A 21245-nucleotide genomic window follows, 5' to 3' on the forward strand; every position below is an offset into this window, starting at 1 on the left:
TCGAACCCGGCCCGCCACATATGATGGTATGTTGCGAAGAACCGGGCCGCAATACCCGTATTAGGCGATCTGCACCGGAACGCTTAACCCGCACGCCCCAGAACGGGTTCCACCGCCGCGAGGTCCGGCAGCGGAATATGGCAGCGGATGACGTGGCCGTCGCCGTTGGCGCGCTCGGGCGGCGCCTCGGTCTCGCAGATTCCGCCCAGCTTGCGCGGACAGCGGGTGTGGAAGGGGCAGCCGCGCGGCGGGTCGAGCGGGCTGGGCAACGGCCCTTCCAGGATGATGCGCTTCTTCTCGACCGTCGGGTCGGCGACCGGCACGGCGGCGAGCAGCGCCTCGGTGTAGGGGTGGTAGGGCGGCTGGAAGACGGCGTCGGTCGTCCCCTGCTCCATGATCTGGCCGAGATACATCACCACCACCCGATCGGCCAGGTAGCGGACCACGCCGAGATCGTGGCTGATGAACAGGAGGGTGGTGCCGGAGCGGCGCTGGATATCGACCAGAAGGCCGGTGACCGCGGCCTGAACCGAGACGTCGAGGGCCGAGACCGGCTCGTCCGCCACCACCATGGCCGGGGCACCGGCGAAGGCGCGGGCGATGCCGACGCGCTGCTTCTGCCCGCCGGAGAGCTGCCGCGGCTTGCGGTCGATGAAGGCGCGCGGCAGCTTGACCAGGTCGAGCAGGCGCAGCACCTCCTCCTCCACCTCGCGCCGGCCCTTCTTCACCCCGAACTTGCGGATCACCCGGCCGATCTGCTGGCCCACGGTCATGCTGGGGTTCAGCGTGTCGTTCGGGTTCTGGAACACCATCTGCAGCGACGACAGCAGCTTGGCGTCGCGGCGCTGCACCGGCTTGCGGCCGATATCCGTGCCGCGGAAGGAGACGGTGCCGTCGGTCGCGGTCTCCAGCCCCATCAGCACCCTGGCGAAGGTGGACTTGCCGCAGCCGCTCTCGCCGACGATGGCGACGGTCTGGCCGCCGCGGGCCTCGAAGCTGATCGCCTCGTTGGCGCGGACCCAGCGGGTGCGGTCGCTGCCCAGAAGGGCCGCGATCGAGTTGTCGTAGACCGGGTAGTGCTTGCGCATCGCCGCGACCTCCAGCACCGGCTGGTCGTTCGCGGCCGCGGAGACGGAAGCGGCCTCGAGCGGCGCCGGGGCGGGCGCCCGGGACGACAGGAACGCTTCGATCTCCTCCCAGCGCAGGCAGCGCACCCGCCGGGTCTCGCTGGCCGGCAGCATCGGCACCGGCGCGGCGTCGCAGCGCCCGGGCTGGAAATGGTCGCAGCGCGGGCCGAACCAGCAGCCCTGCGGCCGGGCCTGCGGCAGCGGCAGTTGGCCGCGGATCGGCACCAGTGGCCGGCTGGACTTGTCGCGCGCCGGGGTCGGGATGCAGCCGAACAGGCCCTGGGTGTAGGGATGGCGCGGGGCGGCGAAGATCTGGTCGATCGTCCCCTCCTCCACCGCCTGGCCGGCATACATGACGCAGACCCGGTCGCAGGTCTCGCGGATCAGCCCGAGATTGTGGCTGATGTAGAGCATGGCCGTGCCGAGCGTCCGGCCCAGCTCCGCGATCAGGTCGACGATGCCGGCCTCGACCGTGACGTCGAGCGCCGTGGTCGGCTCGTCCAGCAGCAGCAGGGACGGGTTCGACAGCAGCGCCATGGCGATGACCACGCGCTGCTGCTGGCCGCCCGAGATCTGGTGCGGATAGGCCTGCAGCACCCGGTCGGGATCGCCGAGCCGCACCCGGGCCAGCATGTCGCGCGCCCGGGCCAGCGCCTGCTCGCGGCTGCAGCCGGGCTCGTGGCACAGCGGCACCTCGGCCAGCTGGTCGCCGATCCGCATCGCCGGGTTCAGCGCCGCCATCGGCTCCTGATACACCATGGCGATCTCGGCGCCGCGGATCCGCCGCAGCTCCTCCTCCGACATCGCCAGCATGTCGCGGCCGCGGAACTTCATGCTGCCGCCGGCGATGCGGCCGTTGCGGCCGAGATAGCGCATGATCGCCATCGCCACGGTCGACTTGCCGCAGCCGCTCTCGCCCACCAGCCCGACGCATTCGCCGGGGCGGATGGTCAGCGAGAAGTCGACCACCGCCGGGATCTCGGCGGCGCGGGTGAGATAGGAGATCGAGAGCCGGTCGATCTCCAGGATCGGCGAGGTGCTGTCGCGCGGCGGGATCAGCTCGACCGTCATCGCCTCAATCCTTCAATGAGATCTCGCGCAGACCGTCGGCCAGCAGGTTCAGGCCGAGGACCAGCGACGAGATGGCGATGCAGGGGAAGACCGTCATCCACGGCGCGAAGGTGGCCATGGCGCGGGTCTCGTTGACCATGCCGCCCCAGTCCGGGTCCGGCGGCGGCAGGCCGAGGCCGAGGAAGCCCAGCACGCCGATGGTGATGATGGTGTAGCCCAGGCGCAGGCAGGCATCGACGATCAGCGGCCCGCGCGCGTTCGGCAGGATCTCGACGAACATGATGTAGAGCGAGGATTCGCCGCGGGTCTGCGCCGCGGCGACGTAGTCGCGGTTGCGCAGGTCGAGCGTCAGGCCGCGGACGATGCGCATGATGCCGGGGGCGCTGGCGCAGGTGACAGCCAGCACGATGTTGATGCCGGACGGGCCGAAGGTGGTGATGATGACGACGTAGAGCACCAGGATCGGGAAGGACAGGATGATGTCGCCGACCCGGCTGAGCACGTCGTCCCACAGCCCGCGCTTGTAGCCGGCCAGGAGGCCCATGGTGACGCCGAGGACATAGGCGCAGGCGGTGGCCAGGGGGGCGTAGATCAACACCCGCTGGGCGCCCCAGATCACCCGGCTGAGGATGTCGCGGCCGAGCTGGTCGGTGCCGAGCCAGAACACGCCCCCGTCCGGCGCCACGGTGCCGGGCGGCTTGAACGGCAGCAGCGTCTGGTTCGGCGGGAACGGCGCGAGCACCGGCGCGAGGATCGCCACGGCGACCCAGAACAGCACGATCAGCGCGCCGACCAGCCCGACCCAGCTCTCGCGCAGCAGCAGCACCGAGCGGAGCGCGCGGAGGATCGGGTTGCGGCCCAGCGAGGATGGTGGCGGCGGCAGCGAAATCTCGGCCATTCCGTCCCCCTCAGGTGAAGCGGATGCGTGGGTTGAGGTAGGTGTAGCCGACGTCGGCGATGGTCTGGGTCGCGACCGCGACGAAGACCGAGACCATGGCGCAGGCCTGGATCAGGTAGATGTCCTGGTTCAGCGAGGCTTCGAGCAGCAGGGCGCCGAAGCCCTTGTAGCCGAAGAAGGCCTCGACCACGATCACGCCGGACAGCAGCCAGTTGATCTGCAGCACGATCACGGTGAAGGGCGCGATCAGCGCGTTGCGCAGGGCGTGGCGCAGGATCACCCGCCGGTAGGGAATGCCCTTCAGCACCGCGGTGCGGATATAGGGGCTCTGCATCACCTCGGCCATCGAGGCGCGCATCATCCGGGTGACGTAGCCGAAATCGTACAGCACCAGCACCAGGACCGGCATCACCAGCTGAAGGATGTCGAAGCCCTGGTTCATGCCGCTCGTCCCCGGCAGCCATTTCAGGGTGAGGACGAACAGGAAGGACAGGAAGGTCGCCGAGGCGAATTCCGGCACCGAGGTGGTGACGATCGACAGGATAGAGATCGAGCGGTCGGTGGCCGAGCCCTCGCGCATGCCGGCGAGGACGCCGAGCACGACCGAGACGGGCACCATGATCAGGAAGACGAAGGCGGCGAGGATCGCGGTGTTGGCCAGGCGCGGCCAGAGCACGTCGGCGACCGGGATCTTGAAGCGCAGCGAGTCGCCGAACTCACCGCTCGCCATCCGGCCCAGCCAGGCGAGGTAGCGCTCGTACCAGGGCGCGAAGTAGCCATGCGCCTCGAGCCACAGGCGCCGCTGCTCCTCCGAGCTGTAGGGGCCGAGGACCTTCACCGCCACCGCCGACCCGTTCACCTCCAGCAGAAGGAAGACCAGCAGCGACACCGCCAGCATGGTCAGGAGCATGAAGAGGACGCGCTTGGCGAGGAAGATCAGCATGGTGGGACCTCCCCGGAGCCTTCCGAGCCCATCCAAACCGAGTCCCCCCTCCCCTCGCGGGAGGGGGTTAGGGGGAGGGGGTTACCGATCGAGGAGAGCTGGACGTCCTGAATCCGGCCTGTCCGGCGGATGGCGGGTGGGGCCGGCTCTTGCTGCACGAACCCCCTCCCCCTGCCCCCCTCCCGCAAGGGGAGGGGGGACTCATAAGGCTTGGCCGGTGTCCGTGCGAAAGCCACGACACGGGTCAAGCGCTTATCCTGGAGGGAAGCCGTCACGCCGACAGCCACACCTTGTCGAAATACATCTCGCGGGCGAAGTGGTAGGCGAAGCCCTGCACCTTGTCCGTGCTGGCGGTGTAGATCTTCAGCCAGAACGGGATGATGGTGATGGCGTCGTCCTGCAGCATCTGCTCGATCTGCTTCACGATCTCCTTGCGCTTCGGCACGTCGATCGTGGCCTGCGCCTGGTTCAGCAGCTTCTCGAACTCCGGGTTGTCGTAGCCGGTCTCGTTCCAGGCCGCGCCCTTGCGGTAGGCGACGTCGAGCACCTGGACGCCGAGCGGCCGCGTGGTCCACTGCGTCACGCTGAATGGCCAGGACGTCCAGCGGTCCCAATAGGTGCCGCCGGGCAGGATGCTGACCTTCAGGTTGATGCCGGCCGGCTTCATCATCTCCGACAGCACCACGCCGATCTGGCCTTCCCATTTCGGGTCGTCGACGCAGTTGATCTCGATGTCGAGGCCGTTCGGATGGCCGGCCTCGGCCAGCAGCTTCTTGGCCTTCTCGTAGTCCTGCTTCATCGGGCCGAGATCGGTGTATTCCGGATGGATCGGCGCGACGTGGAAATCCTGGCCCGGGACGCCCAGCCCCTGATAGGCGAGCTGCAGCAGCCGGTCGTGGTCGACGCAGGCCTGGACCGCCTGGCGCACCCGCTTGTCGTCGAACGGCTTCTCGGTCACCCGCATGCGGGCGACGCCGACGATCGCCGTGTCCTTGTCGTAGACCTTGAGCTGCGGATTGGCCTGGTAGCCGGGCAAGAGGTTAGGGTCGAGCTTGTACAGGAGGTCGACCTGGCCGGAGGACAGGGCCGCCAGCTCCGCCGCCGGATCGGCGCCGAGGTCGATGAAATGCAGCTCGTCGATATAGGGCTCGCCGCCCCAGTAATCGGCCTTCTTGGTGTACACCGCGCGCTGGCCGACCACGTATTCCTTGAGGTTGAACGGGCCGGTGCCGATCGGGTTCTTGATCAGGTTGGACTCGTATTTGGTGGCGAAGTCGCGGTGGAAGATCAGCGCCGGATAGTCGCCCAGGCTTTCGGGGAAGGAGAGCATGGCGTTCTGGAAGTGGAACCGGACCGTGTGGTCGTCCACCCGCTCCAGCGCGTTCGGCGCCATCTTGATGGTGTCGCCTTCCTTCACCGTCAGGCCGCTGAACCGGCCCTGGTTGGAGGAGCCGGTCTTGCTGTCGAGCCAGCGGGTGAAGGTGTTGATCACGTCGTCGGCGTTGAAGTCGTCGCCGTTGCTCCACTTCACCCCTTTTCGGAGCGACAGCGTCCACACCGTGACGTCGTCATTCGCCGTCCACTTCTCGGCGAGATGGGGATGGGCGAGGTTGTCGGTGCCGATCCGCACCAGCGGCTCGATCAGCTGCCGCGCGGAGTTGCCCTTCTCCGACCAGTCGTAGATGGCCGGGTCGCTGGCATCCATCACGAACATGCCGACCCGCAGCGTGCCGCCCTTGCGCGGCGTGTCCTGCGCCAGGGCCTGCGGCACGATCGGCTCGCCGGTCACCATCGAGGCCACGGAATAGGCGGTCGGGATCGCCAGGCCGAGCAGCACCGAGATGCGCAGGAATTCGCGCCGGTCGACCCGGCCGTCCCGCAGATCCTCGGCCAGTTTCGGAATCGCGACGTGAACCTTCCCCAGATCTTTGATGTCCATCAGGCTCCCCCTGTCGAGACGCTGGAACCACCCTGTCGGGCGGCGGCTTTCTTGCGCTTTTTTCGAAGCCTCGGCCCGCAACCGAGACCATTAGACGGCCGGCCGGCCACCGCCTTGTTTCTCGTGGCGACAATCAAGCGCCCGTCCGCGACATCGCGCCGCCGGACCCGGCCGAAAGTATCGGGGCCGTTCCGCCGCGGCGTCAAACCCTAATCCCCGTCCGTCGCCCGTCTGCGGCGTGCGGCGCCGTGGCGCCCGGCCGGCCGGGCCGCTATCGTCCGCGCGTCGCCCGCCGTGCAGGAGTGAACAAGTGGCCTTCGACAATGACGCCGATGTCGAGCTGATCGAACGGCGGACGGAGCATGCCGGCTTCTTCCGGCTGGACCGGCTGCAGCTGCGCCACCGCCGCTTCGACGGCGGCTGGACCGAGCCGCTGAGCCGCGAGCTGGTGCTGCGCCGCCCGGCCGTCGGCCTGCTGCCCTACGACCCCGTCGCCGACCGGGTGGTGCTGGTGGAGCAGTTCCGCCTCGGCGCCTGGATCGCCGACCGCCCGGCCTGGATGCTCGAGATCCCGGCCGGGCTGATCGATGCCGGCGAATCGCAGGAGCATTCCGCCGCCCGCGAGACCCGGGAGGAGACCGGGCTGGAGGTGGCCGAGCTGCTGCCGGTCGGCGAATTCGCCACCAGCCCCGGCGGCTTCAACGAATGGGTCAGCCTGTTCTGCGGCCGCGTCCAGGCCCCGGCCGAGCGCAGCCTGCACGGCCTGGCGACGGAGCAGGAGGACATCCGCATCCTGCCGATGCCGGCGGAGGATGCCCTGGCGCTGCTGGCCGAGGGCCGGATCCAGAACGCCATCACCCTGATCGCGCTGCAGTGGTTCGCGCTGAACCGGGACTCGCTGCGGCGCCGCTGGGCATCGCTTGAAGCCAAGGAAAGTGCCCACTAAGGTCCAAGGACGCCGTGATCCGAGAATTGAGACCGAGCATGAGCGACACGCCTTCCCGCCAGATCGTCGACGGTTTCGTCGGCGCGATCGGCAACACACCGCTGATCCGGCTGCGCCGCCTGTCGGAGGAGACCGGCTGCGAGATCCTGGGCAAGGCCGAGTTCCTCAACCCCGGCGGCTCGGTCAAGGACCGGGCGGCGCTGGCGATCATCCGCGACGCCGAGGCGCGCGGCACGCTGCGGCCCGGCGGCACCATCGTCGAGGGCACGGCCGGCAACACCGGCATCGGCCTGGCGCTGGTCGGCCGGGCTCTCGGCTACCGCAGCGTCATCGTCCTGCCGCGGACCCAGAGCCAGGAGAAGAAGGACGCGATCCGGCTGGCCGGGGCCAAGCTGGTCGAGGTCGATGCCGTGCCCTACAAGGACCCGAACAACTACGTCCGCTATTCCGAGCGCCTGGCGGCGGAGCTGGCGCAGACCGAGCCGAACGGGGCGATCTGGGCCAACCAGTTCGACAACGTCGCCAACCGTGACGGCCATTACCGCACCACCGGGCCGGAGATCTGGGAACAGACCGGCGGCACCGTCGACGGCTTCACCTGCGCCGTCGGCACCGGCGGCACGCTGGCCGGCGTCGCCCTGGCGCTGAAGGAGCGCAACCCGAAGGTCCAGATCGCCCTGACAGACCCGTTGGGGGCGGCCCTCTACAACTGGTACGAGCATGGCGAGCTGAAGGCCGAAGGCAGCTCGATCACCGAGGGCATCGGCCAGGGCCGGGTGACCAAGAACCTGGAGGGCATGCCGCTGGATTGGGCGCAGCAGGCGACCGACCAGGAAGCGCTGGAGATCCTGTTCGGCTTGGCCCGCGACGAAGGGCTGCTGCTCGGCGGCTCGACCGGCATCAACCTGGCCGGCGCGGTGAAGATGGCGCGGCGGATGGGGCCGGGCCACACCATCGTCACCATCCTGGCCGACCACGGCAGCCGCTATCAGTCCAAGCTCTACAACCGGGACTTCCTGCGCGAGAAGGGATTGCCGGAACCCGACTGGCTGGAGACCGGCGCATGACCGAATTGCTGTTCCGAGCCGACGCCTATGTCCGCGGCGCGACCGCCATCGTGGTCGACGCGGCGCCGGAGGGCATCGTCCTGGACCGGACCGTGTTCTACGCCACTGCCGGCGGCCAGCCGGGCGACACCGGCGTGATCCGCTGGGCCGGCGGCGAGATCACGGTTGCCGACACCCGCAAGGGCGAGGCGCCGGACGAGATCCGCCATGTCACAGCCAACGGCGCCGCCCTGCCCGCCCCCGGCACGGCGGTCGAGCTGGCGCTGGACTGGGAGCGGCGCTACCGCCACATGCGGATGCACACCGCCCTGCACCTGCTGTGCGTCGCCGTGCCCGGCGCCGTCACCGGCGGCCAGATCGGCGCCGAGCGCAGCCGGCTGGACTTCAACGTGCCGGGCGACGCTCTGGACGCCGAGGCGATCACCGCCCGGCTGAACGAGCTGGTCGAGGCCGCCCTGCCGATCGAGACGCAGTGGATCACCGACGACGAAATGGCGGCGCGGCCGGAGCTGGTGCGCACCATGTCGGTCAAGCCGCCGAGCGGCTTCGGCCGGGTGCGGCTGGTGCGGATCGGCGATGCCGCCGCCCCGGTCGACCTGCAGCCCTGCGGCGGAACCCATGTCCGCAGCACGGCGGAAATCGGGAAGCTGGCGGTGGCCAAGATCGAGAACAAGGGCAAGCAGAACCGCCGGGTCGTCATCACCTTCGCGGGCGAAGCATGAACACCATCGTCTCGACATCCTGGCTGGCCGACCACCTCGACGATCCGGACGTCCGCATCGTCGACGCGACCTGGCACATGCCGGGCACCAACCGCGACGCCGCGGCGGAGTTCGCCGAGGCGCATATCCCGGGCGCGGTCTTCTTCGACATCGACGACATCGCGGCGCCGGAGAGCAGGACGCCGGGCGGCCTGCCGCACATGCTGCCGCCGCCCGGGCTGTTCGCCGAGAAGATGGCCGCGCTCGGCATCGGCAACGACAGCTTCGTCGTCTGCTACGACGTGCACGGGCTGATGAGCGCCGCCCGCGCCTGGTGGATGCTGCGCGCCTTCGGCCATGACGGCGTGGCGGTGCTGGATGGCGGGCTGCCGGCCTGGAAGGCCGAGGGCCGGCCGCTGGAGAGCGGCGTGCCGGCCCCCGCCCCGGCGCGCTTCACCCCGCATCTGCGGCCGGCGCTGATCCGCGGCAAGGCCGAGATCCTGGCCGGCAAGGCCGGGACGCTGATCGACGCCCGGGCGCGCGAGCGTTTCGAGGGCACGGCGCCGGAGCCGCGGCCAAGCCTGCGCGGCGGCCACATCCCGGGCGCTCTCAACCTGCCCTTCGGCGATCTCCTCGACCCGTCGACCAAGACCCTGCTGCCGCCCGAGGTGATCGCCGCGCGCTTCGCCGCCGCCGGCCTGCCGGAGAGCGGCCCGGTGACGGCGAGCTGCGGCAGCGGCATCACCGCCTGCGTGCTGGCCCTCGGCCTGCACCGGATCGGCCGGGAGGATGCCGCGGTCTATGACGGATCCTGGTCCGAATGGGGGCTGCCGGGGGATACGCCGGTCGAGACCGGCCCGGCGGCCGGGAGGCGGGCATGAGCAGCAAGCCCGTCCCCGAGCTGGCGATCACCGTCACCCAGCTGGAGATGACGGCCAGGCCGGCGCGCCCGGCGCCGCCGCCGCCCTTGGACCGCCACGTGCTGCTGCGGGCCGAACCGCCGACCGTCTCCTTCTACCGCTATCTCTACGACACGGTCGGCGCCAACTGGCTGTGGACCGACCGGCGGGAATGGGACGACGACCGGCTCGCCGCCCGGCTGAACGATGAGCGCACCGGCGTCTATGTGCTCTACGTCAACGGCACGCCGGCCGGATTCGGAGAGCTGTTCCAGGCCAGCGACGAGGCCACCGACCTCGCCTATTTCGGCCTGATCCCGGAGTTCATCGGCCGCCGGCTGGGGCCGTTCCTGCTGTGGTCGCTGATCGACATTGCCTGGATGCGGCCGATTCGGCGGATGACGGTCGACACCTGCAATCTCGACCACCCGAAGGCCCTGGCCCATTACCAGCGCGCCGGCTTCGTGCCCTATGCCCAGCGCATGGTGCGCCGGCCCGACCCGCGCCTGACCGGCCTGCTGCCGCGGAACGCCGCGCCGCACATCCCGCTCGCGACCTGACGCGGAGGGGATGCGCGGCCGCCGCGGCTTCAGAAGCCGAGGATCACGCCGGTGATCAGGTTGGCGTTCTCGAAATCCCCGCCCTGGCGGAAGTTCTGCTTCTCGTAGATGACCTGGGCGTAGGTGTTCAGGCCGGGCGCAAGCGTGTAGGTCACGTTGGCGCCGACGATGTGGTCGTCCTTCAGGTCCTCGCCGCTGGTGAACTCGGACTCCAGACCGTTGTTCTTGTCGGCCCAGGTATAGGCGTAGGACAGCGAGGCGAGGAACGGCCCCGTCTGATAGCTGATGTCGCCGATGATGGTGTCGACCGGCTTGTCCGAGGCCGCGAGCTGCTCGTTGTGGGTCCAGTTCACGCTGGCCCAGAAGCCCTGGTAGCCGACCTGGCCGCCGAGCGTGTAGACCTCGAGATCGTGGCCGCCCGGGTTGGCCCCGTCCGCCGAGGTCCGGATGCCGGCGCCGTAGGCCGCCGTGGCCGCCGCGCGGACCGACCAGTCGCCGAACGTGTTCTCGTAGTTGAGGCCGCCGGTGACGACGTTCTCGTAATAGGTCTCGTCGTCGTCGAACAAGTCGTTCCGACCGCCATTGCCGGCGTGGTCCGCCCCGCCGACCACCGGCGTGAAGTCGACGGCGAAGCTGAAGCCGCTGAAGGTCGGCGAGGTGTACTTGATCCGGGTGTCCTGGTTGGTCAGGCCGGCGAGATAGGTCGCGTTGATCGAGTAGAACTCGCCGCCACCGAGGGGGAAGTCGCCGTCCAGCAACTCGCCGAAATTCATGCCGCCGGCGCCCATCTTGCCGGCCAGCTCGTCATGGACATAGACGTAGCCGATGTCGTCGGCGACGGTCGGCGCATCACCGAAGGTCACGGTGCCGAAGCCGCCCTGCACATAGGCGTAGACACGGGTGATGTTGACGTCGTCGCGGCGGTTGACCGAGTCGAAGCGGATGCGGCCGCCATATTCGAGACCCGAATCGGTGACGTTCTTGACGTCGAAGATCAACCGCGCATTGGTCTGGAAATCGTAGTCGCGGTCGAAGTCGCTGTGTTGGCTGTCGGTGAGCACCAGCGTGGACTGGAAGCCGATGAAGCCGCTGATCTTCAGCTGCAGACCGGAGGTCACGTTCGTATCGGCCGCCGATGCCGGCGTCGCGCCGGCCAAACCCAAAGCGGCGAGCGCCACACCACCAAGAAGGACCTTCTTCACTTCCCCTCCTCCTCCCCGTCGATTCGGCCGCTCATGTTCCGGACCGCGTCCGCTGCCGGAATCAGCCGCTGCCGAGGCCGTAAGAGCCTGCAACAAGCATCATGAGAGTTATAGAGACGCGGCCCGACGACGAGTTCCGTGCCATCGCTCGAATCGGGAGATGCCGGGGACTCAGCCATCGAGAGATTACTGAACGGTAATCCCGTCGCCGGGTCATGGCAATGTCATTATACAATCACGAACGTATGTATAAGGGCGGATTACTGTCCTCGAAGCGACCCTCACAAAAAAGGGATGCGCGGTCTGCAGAACCGCGCATCCCCATCGACCGGACGTGACTTTTCAGCCTTCGAGGGGACGAGACAGAGACCGTTAGGAGTGGTCTGTCACGTCCGGTCTTCCCGGATGGCCTCCCGGTTGCGTCCTCTGGCCTCAGAAGGCCACGAGCACGCCGGTCAGGAGGTTGCCAGTCTCGAAATCCGCTCCCTGGCGGAAGTTCTGCTTCTCGTACACCACCTCGGCGTAGGTGTTCAGGCCCGGCGCCACCGTGTAGGTGAAGTTCACGCCGGCGATGTGGTTGTCCTCGAGATCGCGGCCGCTGCCCTCGGTCGAGTTGAGGCCGTTGCCCTTGTCCGACCAGGTGTAGGCGTAGGAGGCCGACGCCAGGAACGGACCCCACTGGTAGCTGAGGTCGCCGATGATGGTGTCGACCGGCTTGTCGGCGACGGCGATGCTCTCGTTGTGAGTCCAGTTCACGCTGGCGACGATGCCGCCGGAACCGATCTTGCCGCCGAGAGTGTAGACCTCGAGATCGTTGCCGTTCGGGTTGGCACCGGACGCGGTGGTCCGGACGCCGTTACCGTAGCTGGCCGACGCGAACAGGCCGAGCGACAGGGCGTCGAACGTGTTCTCGTAGGCGATGCCGCCGGTGACGACGTTCTCGTAATAGGTGTCGTCGTCGTTGAACAGGTCGTCGCGACCGCCGTTGCCGGCATGATTCGCACCGCCGACCACCGGCGTGAAGTCGATGCCGAAGCTGAAGCCGTCAAAGCTCGGCGAAGTGTACTTGATGCGAGTGTCGGCGTTGCTCAGACCGGCAAGGTAGGTCGGGCCGATCGAGTAGAACTCGCCGCCGCCCATGATGCCGTAGCTGTCCAGCAGGTCGCCGTAGCCCATGCCGCCGGCGCCCATCTGGCCGGCAAGCTCGTCATGGGCGTAGACATAGCCGAAGTCGTCGCCCGCCGTCGGCGCGTTACCAAGGGTCACCGTGCCGAAGCCGCCCTTCACGTACACATAGGTACGGTCGACCTGGACGTCGTCGCGACGATTGACCGAGTTCAGACGGATACGACCGCCGTACTCCAGCCCCGCATCGGTGACGTTCTTGACGTCGATCTGAAGCCGGGCGTTGGACTGGAAGTCGTAGTCGCGGTCGAAGCTGTCGTTCTCGCTATCGCCCAGGTTCAGCGCGGCCTGGAAACCGACGAAGCCGCTGATCTTCATCTGAAGACCGGACGTCACGTTCGACCCCTGATCCTGCGCCGACGCCGGCATCGCACCGATCAGAGCAGCGGCGGCGAGCGCCGTACCACCCAGCAATACCTTCTTCATCTTCCCTCCTATGCCCCGCATCGGTGCGGAGCGATTCGCTCAAGACGCCTCTCGGCCCGCCTGCTTGCTTGCCCTGTCCTGGCTGGCTGCCGGGGCTTGCAGGCAAGAACCCGACGCTGCCGGTCGGGCGATGGCGGCCGTGTCGAAAGCGATCCCCCGAAACGGCGCCGATCTGTGTCGTCGAAAGCACAGTCCGATCGATCCTGACGGCCGGCCGAACGGGTGCCCCGAGACTTCCGAGACCATAGTCCCGCCCTCGCATGCCCGGCAATTGGATTATACATCCTAGAATGTATGTAAGATGAAATCGCAACGAACTGTGGCCGAGAAGTCACACACATTTGCCGTCGCAGTAAACCCGCAAGGGGCGCACATCATGGCGAGCGGGCTGGCCGGCTTTGCCGTCCCGCGGCGGTTCGGCATGAAAAAGGCCGGCGGGGCATCGCCTCGCCGGCCTCGGATCGAAACGAGCGCCGCCGCTCGGGCGGCGCCCCAGGGTCAGTGCGCCAGGATCTGGCTGAGGAAGAGCTTGGTGCGGTCCGACTTCGGGTTCTTGAAGAACTCCTCCGGCTCGTTCTGCTCCACGATCTGGCCCCGGTCCATGAAGATCACCCGGTTCGCCACCGTGCGGGCGAAGCCCATCTCGTGGGTGACGCAGATCATGGTGATGCCCTCGCGCGCCAGCTCGATCATGACGTCGAGCACTTCCTTGATCATCTCGGGGTCGAGGGCCGAGGTCGGCTCGTCGAACAGGAGGATCTTCGGCTTCATGCACAGCGAGCGGGCGATCGCCACGCGCTGCTGCTGGCCGCCCGAGAGCTGCCCGGGGTACTTGTGCGCCTGTTCGGGGATCTTGACCCGCTTGAGGAAGTACATCGCCGTCTCCTCGGCCTCCTTCTTCGGGATCTTGCGGACCCAGATCGGGGCGAGGGTCAGGTTCTCCAGCACCGTCAGGTGCGGGAACAGGTTGAACTGCTGGAACACCATGCCGACTTCGCGGCGGATGGCGTCGATGTTCTTGACGTCGTTGGTCAGCTCGATGCCGTCGACGACGATGGTGCCCTTCTGATGCTCCTCCAGCCGGTTCAGGCAGCGGATCAGGGTCGACTTGCCGGAGCCCGAGGGGCCGCAGATCACCACCTTCTCGCCCTTCTCGACGGCGAGATTGATGTCCCGCAGGACATGGAACTCACCGTACCATTTGTTGACCCCGGACATCTGGATGAGGATTTCCGGCGCGGCTGCGGTCGCTTGAGTCGCAGTCATACTTGTCTCCCTGTCAGCGGCGGCGCGTGCCGATGTTCAGATACTTCTCCAGGTACTGCGAGTAGCGCGACATGGAGAAGCAGAACACGAAGAAGATCAGCGCCACGAAAATGTAGGCTTCCTTGTAGTACGGCCCCCAGATCGCATCGGCCAGGCCGGCGCGAGCCCCCTGCAGAATGTCGTACATGCTGACCGTGGTGATCAGCGTCGTGTCCATGAAGACGCCGATGAACGAGTTGACCAGGGCCGGGATCGAGATCCGGAGCGCCTGCGGCAGGATGATCAGCCGCTGCTTCTGCCAGTAGCCGAGACCGAGGCTGTCGGCGGCCTCGAACTGGCCCTTCGGCAGCGCCTGCAGCCCGCCGCGCACGACCTCGGCCAGATAGGCAGCCGAGAACAGGATGATCGCGATCTGGGTCCGCAGGAGCCCGTTGAAGCTCCATCCCGTCGGCAGGAACAGCGGGAACAGGTAGCTCGACATGAACAGGACGGTGATCAGCGGCACGCCGCGGATCATCTCGATATAGGTGACCGAGAGCACCCGGGCGACCGGCATCGAGGACGCGCGGCCGAGCGCGAGGAGGATGCCGAAGGGGAAGGCGACGGCGAGCCCCACCATCGACAGGCCGATCGTCAGCGGCAGGCCGCCCCATTTCACGGTCTCGACAAGGCTCAGGCCCGGAATGGGAATGTCGACGAAGCCGAGGGGAATGGCCCCGTACATCAGCGCGATCGCCGCCACGATCACCACGGCCCAGGCCCAGATCAGCCACCGGCTCCAGAACCGGCGCATCGTGCTGATGACCACCACCCCGACCATCAGGATCATGGCCAGGACCGGCCGCCATTCCTCGCCGTACGGATAGAGGCCGAAGAAGATCAGCCGGTACTTCTCGCCGATGAAGGCCCAGCACGCCCCTGCCGCGGCGCGACAGGCGTCCACCACCTCGCGCGCCGGCTGGTCCGGCGTCGCCGGCCCCCAGACCGGGTCGATGAACGCCCAGGAGAACAGCGGCGGCAGCAGCTGATACGCCAGATAGACGATCAGCACGGTCAGGATGGCGTTGTACCAGGTGTTGAAGAGATTCCGCCGCAACCAGGCGATCGGCCCGATCGCGTTGCTGGGCGGCGGCTGGGCCGGGATTTCCCCCGTGGCGACGAAGGGATCGGTCAAGGAGCGTCCGTCCGACATCTCAACGCTCCCGCAGCGCCATACGGCGGTTGTACATGTTCATGGCGATCGAGATCGCCAGGCTGATCGTCAGGTAGATCGCCATGTAGATCGAGATCGCCTCGACCCAGCGGCCGGTCTGGTTGCCCATGGTGTTGCCCACCAGCACCAGGTCGAAGTACCCGACGAAGACCGAGAGCGAGGAGTTCTTGGTCAGGTTGAGGTACTGGCTGGTCAAGGGCGGCAGGATGGTCCGCAGCGCCTGCGGCAGGATGATTCGCCGCAGGGTGATGCCGGAATGCAACCCCAGTGCGCGGGCCGCTTCGGTCTGGCCATGCGACACGGCGAGGATGCCGCCGCGCACTATCTCGGCGATGAAGGCCGCGGTGTACACCGAAAGCCCGATCAGCACGGCCGCGAATTCGGGGCTCCGCGTCCATCCGCCGGTGAAGTCGAACCGGCCGAGCTGCGGCAGCTCGAGCACCACCGGGGCGCCGCCCGCGAGCCACACCGCGATTGGCAGGATCAGGATCACGGCCAGACCTGCCCAGATGCTCGGGAAGGGCTGTCCTGTCCTCGCCTGGCGCGCCTTCGCCCAGCGGCCGATTCCCCAGGCCGCAGCCAGTCCGATCAGCGTTGCGATGCCGACCCACAGGAAGATCGGATCGCTCTGCACCGCGGGCACCCGGAGGCCCTTGTTGCTGATGAAGACGTCGGGCAGGAGGGTGATCGCTTCCCTCGGCGGCGGCGCGAACCGGATCAGGCCGATCCAGAGAAGGAGCTGGATCGGCAGCGGAATGTTCCGGAGGACGTCGACATAGACGGCGGCCAGCTTGGCCACCAGCCAGTTGCTCGACAGCCGGGCCACGCCGATCACGGTGCCCAGGATCGTGGCCAGGATGATGCCGAGAACGGAGACGACGAGGGTGTTGAGAACGCCGACCTGGAGCGCGCGGATCCACGAGTCCGAGGGGACGTATGAGATCAGCGAATCGTCACTGAGGCGAATATTCGCAGGGCCATAGAGGAAGTCGTAGCCGACTGCGATGCCGCTTGCGGCGCGGTTGTGCAGCATGGTCGAGATCAGGAACCATCCGACCCCCACCACGACCGCGAGGATGATGATCTGATAGACGACCGACCGCAGTCGCGGGTCGTTGAGCGCACGCCCGCGGCGGACGCTTTTCCCGGCTGCCCCGGAAACAGTTATGGTCATAGATGATCCTCGGCCTGTGCCATTCCTGCTGACGTTAGGCTTCGGCCAAGACCGCCGCCGGCTACCGGCGGAGCCGGCGGCGGTCTCGATCCGATGTCAGCGAATCGGCATCGCGTACTGCAGACCCCCGTTGGTCCACAGGGCGTTCAGGCCGCGCTCGAGCTTGAGCGCGGAGTCCTTGCCCACGTTGCGGTCGAAGATCTCGCCATAGTTGCCAACCTGCTTGATCGCGTCATAGGCCCAGGTCTCCGGCAGGCCGAGCGCCTTGCCCATGCCGGGGTCGGTGCCGAGCATGCGCCGGATCGTCGGATCGTTGGAGTCCTTGAACTCGTCGATGTTCTTGCTGGTGATGCCGCTCTCCTCCGCCTGGACCAGGGCGTTGAAGACCCAGCGGGTGACGTCGGCCCATTGCTCGTCGCCCTGGCGCACGGCGACCGCCAGCGGCTCCTTCGAGATCACCTCGGGCAGCAGCATGTAGTCGTCCGGGTTGGGCGCCTTGGCGACCCGGGTGCCGGCGAGGCTGGACAGGTCCGTGGTATAGGCGTCGCAGCGGCCGGAGAAGAAGGCGGCCTCGATATCCTCCAGCCGCTCGATCACGACCGGCGTGAAGTCCAGCTTGTTCGCCCGGAACCAGTCGGCCAGGTTCAGCTCCGTGGTCGTGCCCGGCTGGACGCAGATCGAGGCGCCGTTCAGCTCCTTGGCGCTCTTGACGCCCAGGCTCTTCGGCACCAGGAACCCGGTGCCGTCATAGAAGTTGACGGCGGTGAAGTTCAGGCCGAGCTCGGTGTCGCGAGTCAGCGAATAGGTGGTGTTGCGGGCCAGGACGTCGACCTCGCCCGACTGCAGCGCCGTGAAGCGGACCTGCGCATTCAGCGGCGTGAACTTGATCTTGGTCGCATCACCGAAGATCGCTGCCGCGAAGGCGCGGCAGGTGTCGACATCGAGACCGGTCCAGTTGCCCTGGCTGTCGGGCACCGACATGCCCGGCGCGCCGGTGTTGACGCCGCACTGGATGAAGCCCTTCTGCTTGATGGCATCGAACACGGCGCCAGCCTGGGCCGAGGTGGCGAAACCCACTGCGGCGACGACCGCAGCCCCCGCCGCGAGCAGAGTACGAACCTTCATGAAACCTCCCCTTCTTGCCCCGGCATTCGCCGAGGCGAAACCGCAAACCGTCCCGGCAGCACGCGCTGCCGGAGGGAGGGTCATTTAATGGAACATCCTCGACGAATGCACGGCTTTTTTGATTAGCCGCGGCGGCCGGACCACTGGGATATGGTATTTCAATCAAGGACCGGCCGAGCTTTGTGCTTTCCGAATAATCATCCGACCAATCCACGCGCAGCCGACTGACGGTTCTTTCGGCAGCGCCCGCTTCGCCGCGTCCGGCGGCGAAGTCGCCGACGGCGCTCGACCGTTTGTATCGGGACAATCGGCAAGAAAAGACGGCGGCTCGACTTCCCCCGTCAGCGCAGCAGCCCGTCGAGGAATCCCCCGACCAACCGGTCGCGATGGATCCGCGTCGCCACCCGGACGGAGGGCCGCCCCGCCGTCTGCGGCTCGGAGAGGGCGCGGCGGTCGGCCAGGGTCATGCCGCGGGTCAGGCTGCCGCTGAGCTCGACCCGGACCGGCCAGTCGGCGTAGTCGGCGAGGCCCGGATCGACCGCCAGCATCGCCGCGGCCGGATCGTGCAGGGCACAGCCCCGGATGCCGTACCAGCCGTGATAGAAGCCGACATAATGCTGCAGGATCGACCAGGCGAAACGCCCGCGCGGCCGGGGATCGGCGGCGATGCGCGCCAGTTCCGCCTCGCCCAGCCAGGCGGTCATGGTGACGTCGAGCCCGACCAGCGTGACCGGCCAGGCGGCGGCGAACACCGCCTCCGCCGCCTCCGGATCGTGGAAGATGTTGGCCTCGGCCGCGGCGGTGATGTTGCCCGGCACCGTCACCGCCCCGCCCATCACCACAACCCGCTCGACCAGCCGCGGCAGGTCGGGCTCGAGATGCAGGGCGAGCGCGAGGTTGGTCAGCGGGCCGGTGGCCAGGATGGTGTGGGCGCCCGGCTCGGCCCGCGCCAGGCGGACCAGCTGCTCGGCCGCGGTCTCGGCCGCAAAGGGCCGCAGCGGCGCCTTCGGGCCCTGGCCGCCGAGGCCGTCATCGCCATGGACATGGCCGCTGATGCTGACCGGCTGGGCCAGCGGCGCCCTGGCCCCGACCGCGACCGGCACATGGCCCAGCCCGACCAGGTCGAAAACGTGCTGGGCGTTGGCGGCGGCGACATCGGCATAGGCGTTGCCGTGCACGCTGCCGAGGGCCGCGATCTCCACCCCCGGCCGGTCCGCCAGCCACAGGATGGCCAGCGCGTCGTCGATGCCGACATCGCAGTCGAGGATGATCTTCGGCATCGGCGGGGTCCTTTCCGGCGTCGCGTCGTCGGGCCCGACCATAGCGCGGGACGCGGGACGCCGCGACGGTCTGGATACCGGGCGCGGTCCGTGCCACTCTCCCCGCCCCCGCCCCGCCGACGCGCTGGAGACGATGCCGACGCCGCAAGCCCATCCCTGGCTCGAACCCCTCTGGGTCCGGCTGCTGATCATCGTCTTCCTGGTCGCCGCCCTGGCGGCGGAGGTCCTTTGGCTGGGCGACCGGCTGTGGCTGTTCCTGTGGGGCGCGGCCCTGGTCTATGCGATCTGGGACTTCTTCCTGCGCGGGGTCTACGGCAAGCCGAAGGAATGATCTCCTCGCCCCGGGGGTGTTCGGAGCGATGTCCGGCCTGCTATCATCAGGCACGTTCCATTGGGGGAGGTGGAGCATGCCCAGTGCGCTGCGCTGGTATATCGGCAACGCCCGCTATCTCGCGGCGATCGTTTTGCACCTGTCCGGTGTCCACAAGCGGACCTGCAACATCTGCGACTACACGGGCCATTTCCGGGCCGCGGGATTGCCGCCGCGATACGATGCCCAATGCCCGAGCTGCGGCAGCCTCGAGCGGCACCGGCAGCTGTTCCTCTGGTTCAAGGATAACGAGCAACTCGTTGCGAAGTCGAAGATCCTGCACTTCGCGGCAGAACCCATCCTGCGTCGCTACCTGAAGCAGACGGCGATGTCATACCAGTCCGCCGACCTGATGCCCGGCGCGGGCGACATCGCCCTCAACATCGAAGCGATCGACCTTCCATCGGCCTCGGTCGATATGGTGATCTGCAACCACGTGCTGGAGCATGTCGACGACCGAAAGGCGCTGTCGGAGATCTTCCGCATCCTGACGCCGTCGGGCGTGGCCGTGCTGTCCTTCCCCTATGTCGACGGCTGGGAGGAGACCTATGAGAACCCGGCCATCGTCAGCCCGCGCGACCGGCTGCTCCATTTCGGCCAGGCCGACCATGTCCGCTATTTCGGCCACGACGTGCGCAAGCGAATTACGGATGCCGGCTTCGGGTTGGAGGAGATCACCGCAACCGAGCCGCTGGTGAGCCGGCACGCCCTGCGGCGGGGCGTGAAGATCTTCATCGCCACCAAGCCGGCCCCGGTCTGACGCGTCGCAACGCCGGCCGCCCGCCGTCTCGAGGAAGCGCGGCCGGTCCGGACCGACAGCCGGGCCGCCGGCCGTCAGGCACCGGCCCGGGCGGGGAACTCGTCCAGCCTGTCGTCCAGCACGGCGATCGCGCGGGTGATCATCTCGACCGTGCGGACAAAGAAGACAGGGTTGATCCGCCCGAAATCGTCGGTGGGGCGATGATAGTCGGCGTGGTCATCGCCCCCGAAGCAGATGAAGGGGATACCCGCCTTGTGGAACGGTGCGTGGTCGGACCGCAGGGTCCAGTCCTCCTCCTTCGGTTCCGGCGTGTCGTGGCCGAACACCAGCGTCGGTGCCCCCGCCTTGCCCGAGAGAGGCTCGAGCCAGGGCCGCAGGAACGGATAGTGCCAGGTCCCGAGAACGTTGATCTCGTTGCGGGTGCTGCGGCTGATCATGTCCATGTTGATCTCCACCCCCATGGTCGAGAGCGGGACCGGCGGCGACCGGACGAACCCCTCGCTGCCCTGCAGGCCCAGCTCCTCGCCCGAGAAGGCGGCGAAGATCACCGGATGCCTTGTCGGGTGCTTTCCCAGGTACTCGGCGAGCGCGAGCAGTGCCGCGGTGCCCGACGCGTTGTCGTCCGCCCCGTTGTAGATGCGGCCGCTGCGGATGCCGAGATGGTCGTAGTGCGCCGTGACGAAGATGTAGCGCTGCTCGGCGCCAGTGCCCGGCAGGTAGCCGACCAGGTTGGTGCCGCTCACCTCCACGCCCCGCCGGTTGCGGCCGGAGAAGGGCTGGTCAGAGGAGGCGCCGAAGGGCCGGATCCCGACCTGCCGGAGACGCTCGGCCAGATAGGCGCGGGCCTTCTCGATCCCGGCGGTGCCGGTGCCGCGCCCCTCCATGTCGTCGGCCGAGAGCAGCCGCACATCCTGCAGCAGCGCGGCGGAGTCGATGATGGCGGAGGGCGGCGGCGGAGCGGTTGGCGTCGGAGGCGCCGCCGGGGTCGGAACGCAGGCGGCCAGAGTCAGCAGGAGCAGAAGCCCCCGACGCACAGAGTTCATTCGTTCCCCCTAATGATTAGACTATGCGACTGGACGATATGACTGGACTA

19 protein-coding genes are annotated in these 21245 nt (G+C 67.8%); 7 read left to right on the forward strand and 12 right to left on the reverse strand.

From position 1 onward, the window contains the following. Positions 1-83: 83 nt before the first annotated feature. The 4 genes from G537_RS0103325 to G537_RS0103340 form a co-directional block, all read right to left on the reverse strand. Complete coding sequence (locus G537_RS0103325; RefSeq protein ID WP_051247754.1) at positions 84-2198, reverse strand: dipeptide ABC transporter ATP-binding protein; 2115 nt, start codon at positions 2196-2198, stop codon at positions 84-86. A gap of 4 nt (positions 2199-2202) precedes the next feature. Continuing rightward, positions 2203-3096, reverse strand: a complete 894-nt coding sequence (locus tag G537_RS0103330) for an ABC transporter permease (RefSeq protein ID WP_081688537.1) — start codon at positions 3094-3096, stop codon at positions 2203-2205. Positions 3097-3106: 10 nt separating this feature from the next. Then, the gene (locus G537_RS0103335; RefSeq protein WP_026868897.1) at positions 3107-4039 is read right to left on the reverse strand and encodes an ABC transporter permease; all 933 of its coding nucleotides are present in this window, start codon (positions 4037-4039) and stop codon (positions 3107-3109) included. A 271-nt stretch (positions 4040-4310) separates the two neighbouring features. Next, the gene (locus G537_RS0103340; RefSeq protein WP_034850387.1) at positions 4311-5978 is read right to left on the reverse strand and encodes an ABC transporter substrate-binding protein; all 1668 of its coding nucleotides are present in this window, start codon (positions 5976-5978) and stop codon (positions 4311-4313) included. A 310-nt stretch (positions 5979-6288) separates the two neighbouring features. On the opposite strand from G537_RS0103340, the gene G537_RS36210 reads away from it, so the two are divergent. Genes G537_RS36210 through G537_RS0103365 form a run of 5 tightly spaced genes read left to right on the forward strand, consistent with a single transcriptional unit; the run spans position 6289 to position 10151 of the window. Beyond that, on the forward strand, positions 6289-6924 hold the full coding sequence (locus tag G537_RS36210; protein ID WP_034850388.1) for an NUDIX domain-containing protein: 636 nt from the start codon (positions 6289-6291) through the stop codon (positions 6922-6924). A gap of 38 nt (positions 6925-6962) precedes the next feature. Next, a complete protein-coding gene (locus G537_RS0103350) occupies positions 6963-7991 on the forward strand; it encodes a cysteine synthase A (RefSeq protein ID WP_026868899.1) in 1029 nt (342 codons plus the stop codon). Continuing rightward, positions 7988-8713 (forward strand): alanyl-tRNA editing protein, encoded by a 726-nt coding sequence (locus G537_RS0103355; protein ID WP_026868900.1) that lies wholly within the window; start codon positions 7988-7990, stop codon positions 8711-8713. Before G537_RS0103350 ends, G537_RS0103355 begins: the two co-directional genes overlap by 4 nt. Beyond that, positions 8710-9573: a 3-mercaptopyruvate sulfurtransferase gene (gene sseA, locus G537_RS0103360; RefSeq protein ID WP_026868901.1), complete on the forward strand. Its 864-nt coding sequence runs from the start codon at positions 8710-8712 to the stop codon at positions 9571-9573. Before G537_RS0103355 ends, sseA begins: the two co-directional genes overlap by 4 nt. Further along, positions 9570-10151, forward strand: coding sequence for a GNAT family N-acetyltransferase (locus tag G537_RS0103365; protein WP_026868902.1), 582 nt, complete (start codon positions 9570-9572; stop codon positions 10149-10151). Before sseA ends, G537_RS0103365 begins: the two co-directional genes overlap by 4 nt. Positions 10152-10180: 29 nt before the next feature. Here G537_RS0103365 and G537_RS0103370 read toward each other — a convergent pair whose 3' ends face one another. The 7 genes from G537_RS0103370 to G537_RS0103400 form a co-directional block, all read right to left on the reverse strand. Beyond that, complete coding sequence (locus tag G537_RS0103370; protein ID WP_162146076.1) at positions 10181-11353, reverse strand: porin; 1173 nt, start codon at positions 11351-11353, stop codon at positions 10181-10183. 432 nt (positions 11354-11785) lie between these two features. Beyond that, the gene (locus tag G537_RS0103375; protein WP_162146077.1) at positions 11786-12964 is read right to left on the reverse strand and encodes a porin; all 1179 of its coding nucleotides are present in this window, start codon (positions 12962-12964) and stop codon (positions 11786-11788) included. 498 nt (positions 12965-13462) lie between these two features. Continuing rightward, on the reverse strand, positions 13463-14230 hold the full coding sequence (locus tag G537_RS0103380; protein WP_026868905.1) for an amino acid ABC transporter ATP-binding protein: 768 nt from the start codon (positions 14228-14230) through the stop codon (positions 13463-13465). Between the two features lie 13 nt (positions 14231-14243). Then, on the reverse strand, positions 14244-15422 hold the full coding sequence (locus G537_RS0103385) for an amino acid ABC transporter permease (protein ID WP_051247756.1): 1179 nt from the start codon (positions 15420-15422) through the stop codon (positions 14244-14246). A 1-nt stretch (position 15423) separates the two neighbouring features. Next, on the reverse strand, positions 15424-16617 hold the full coding sequence (locus G537_RS0103390; protein WP_026868907.1) for an amino acid ABC transporter permease: 1194 nt from the start codon (positions 16615-16617) through the stop codon (positions 15424-15426). A 96-nt stretch (positions 16618-16713) separates the two neighbouring features. Continuing rightward, positions 16714-17742 (reverse strand): amino acid ABC transporter substrate-binding protein, encoded by a 1029-nt coding sequence (locus G537_RS0103395; RefSeq protein ID WP_026868908.1) that lies wholly within the window; start codon positions 17740-17742, stop codon positions 16714-16716. 341 nt (positions 17743-18083) lie between these two features. Beyond that, a complete protein-coding gene (locus G537_RS0103400; RefSeq protein WP_026868909.1) occupies positions 18084-19022 on the reverse strand; it encodes a nucleoside hydrolase in 939 nt (312 codons plus the stop codon). Between the two features lie 133 nt (positions 19023-19155). On the opposite strand from G537_RS0103400, the gene G537_RS0103405 reads away from it, so the two are divergent. Continuing rightward, complete coding sequence (locus G537_RS0103405) at positions 19156-19353, forward strand: hypothetical protein (protein ID WP_026868910.1); 198 nt, start codon at positions 19156-19158, stop codon at positions 19351-19353. A gap of 76 nt (positions 19354-19429) precedes the next feature. Further along, positions 19430-20152, forward strand: coding sequence for a methyltransferase domain-containing protein (locus G537_RS36215; protein WP_051247758.1), 723 nt, complete (start codon positions 19430-19432; stop codon positions 20150-20152). 74 nt (positions 20153-20226) lie between these two features. On the opposite strand, the gene G537_RS0103415 is transcribed toward G537_RS36215, so the two are convergent. Then, complete coding sequence (locus tag G537_RS0103415; RefSeq protein ID WP_026868911.1) at positions 20227-21195, reverse strand: M28 family peptidase; 969 nt, start codon at positions 21193-21195, stop codon at positions 20227-20229. Positions 21196-21245 lie beyond the last annotated feature (50 nt).

This window comes from Inquilinus limosus DSM 16000 (genome assembly GCF_000423185.1).
GTDB classification, from domain to species: domain Bacteria; phylum Pseudomonadota; class Alphaproteobacteria; order DSM-16000; family Inquilinaceae; genus Inquilinus; species Inquilinus limosus.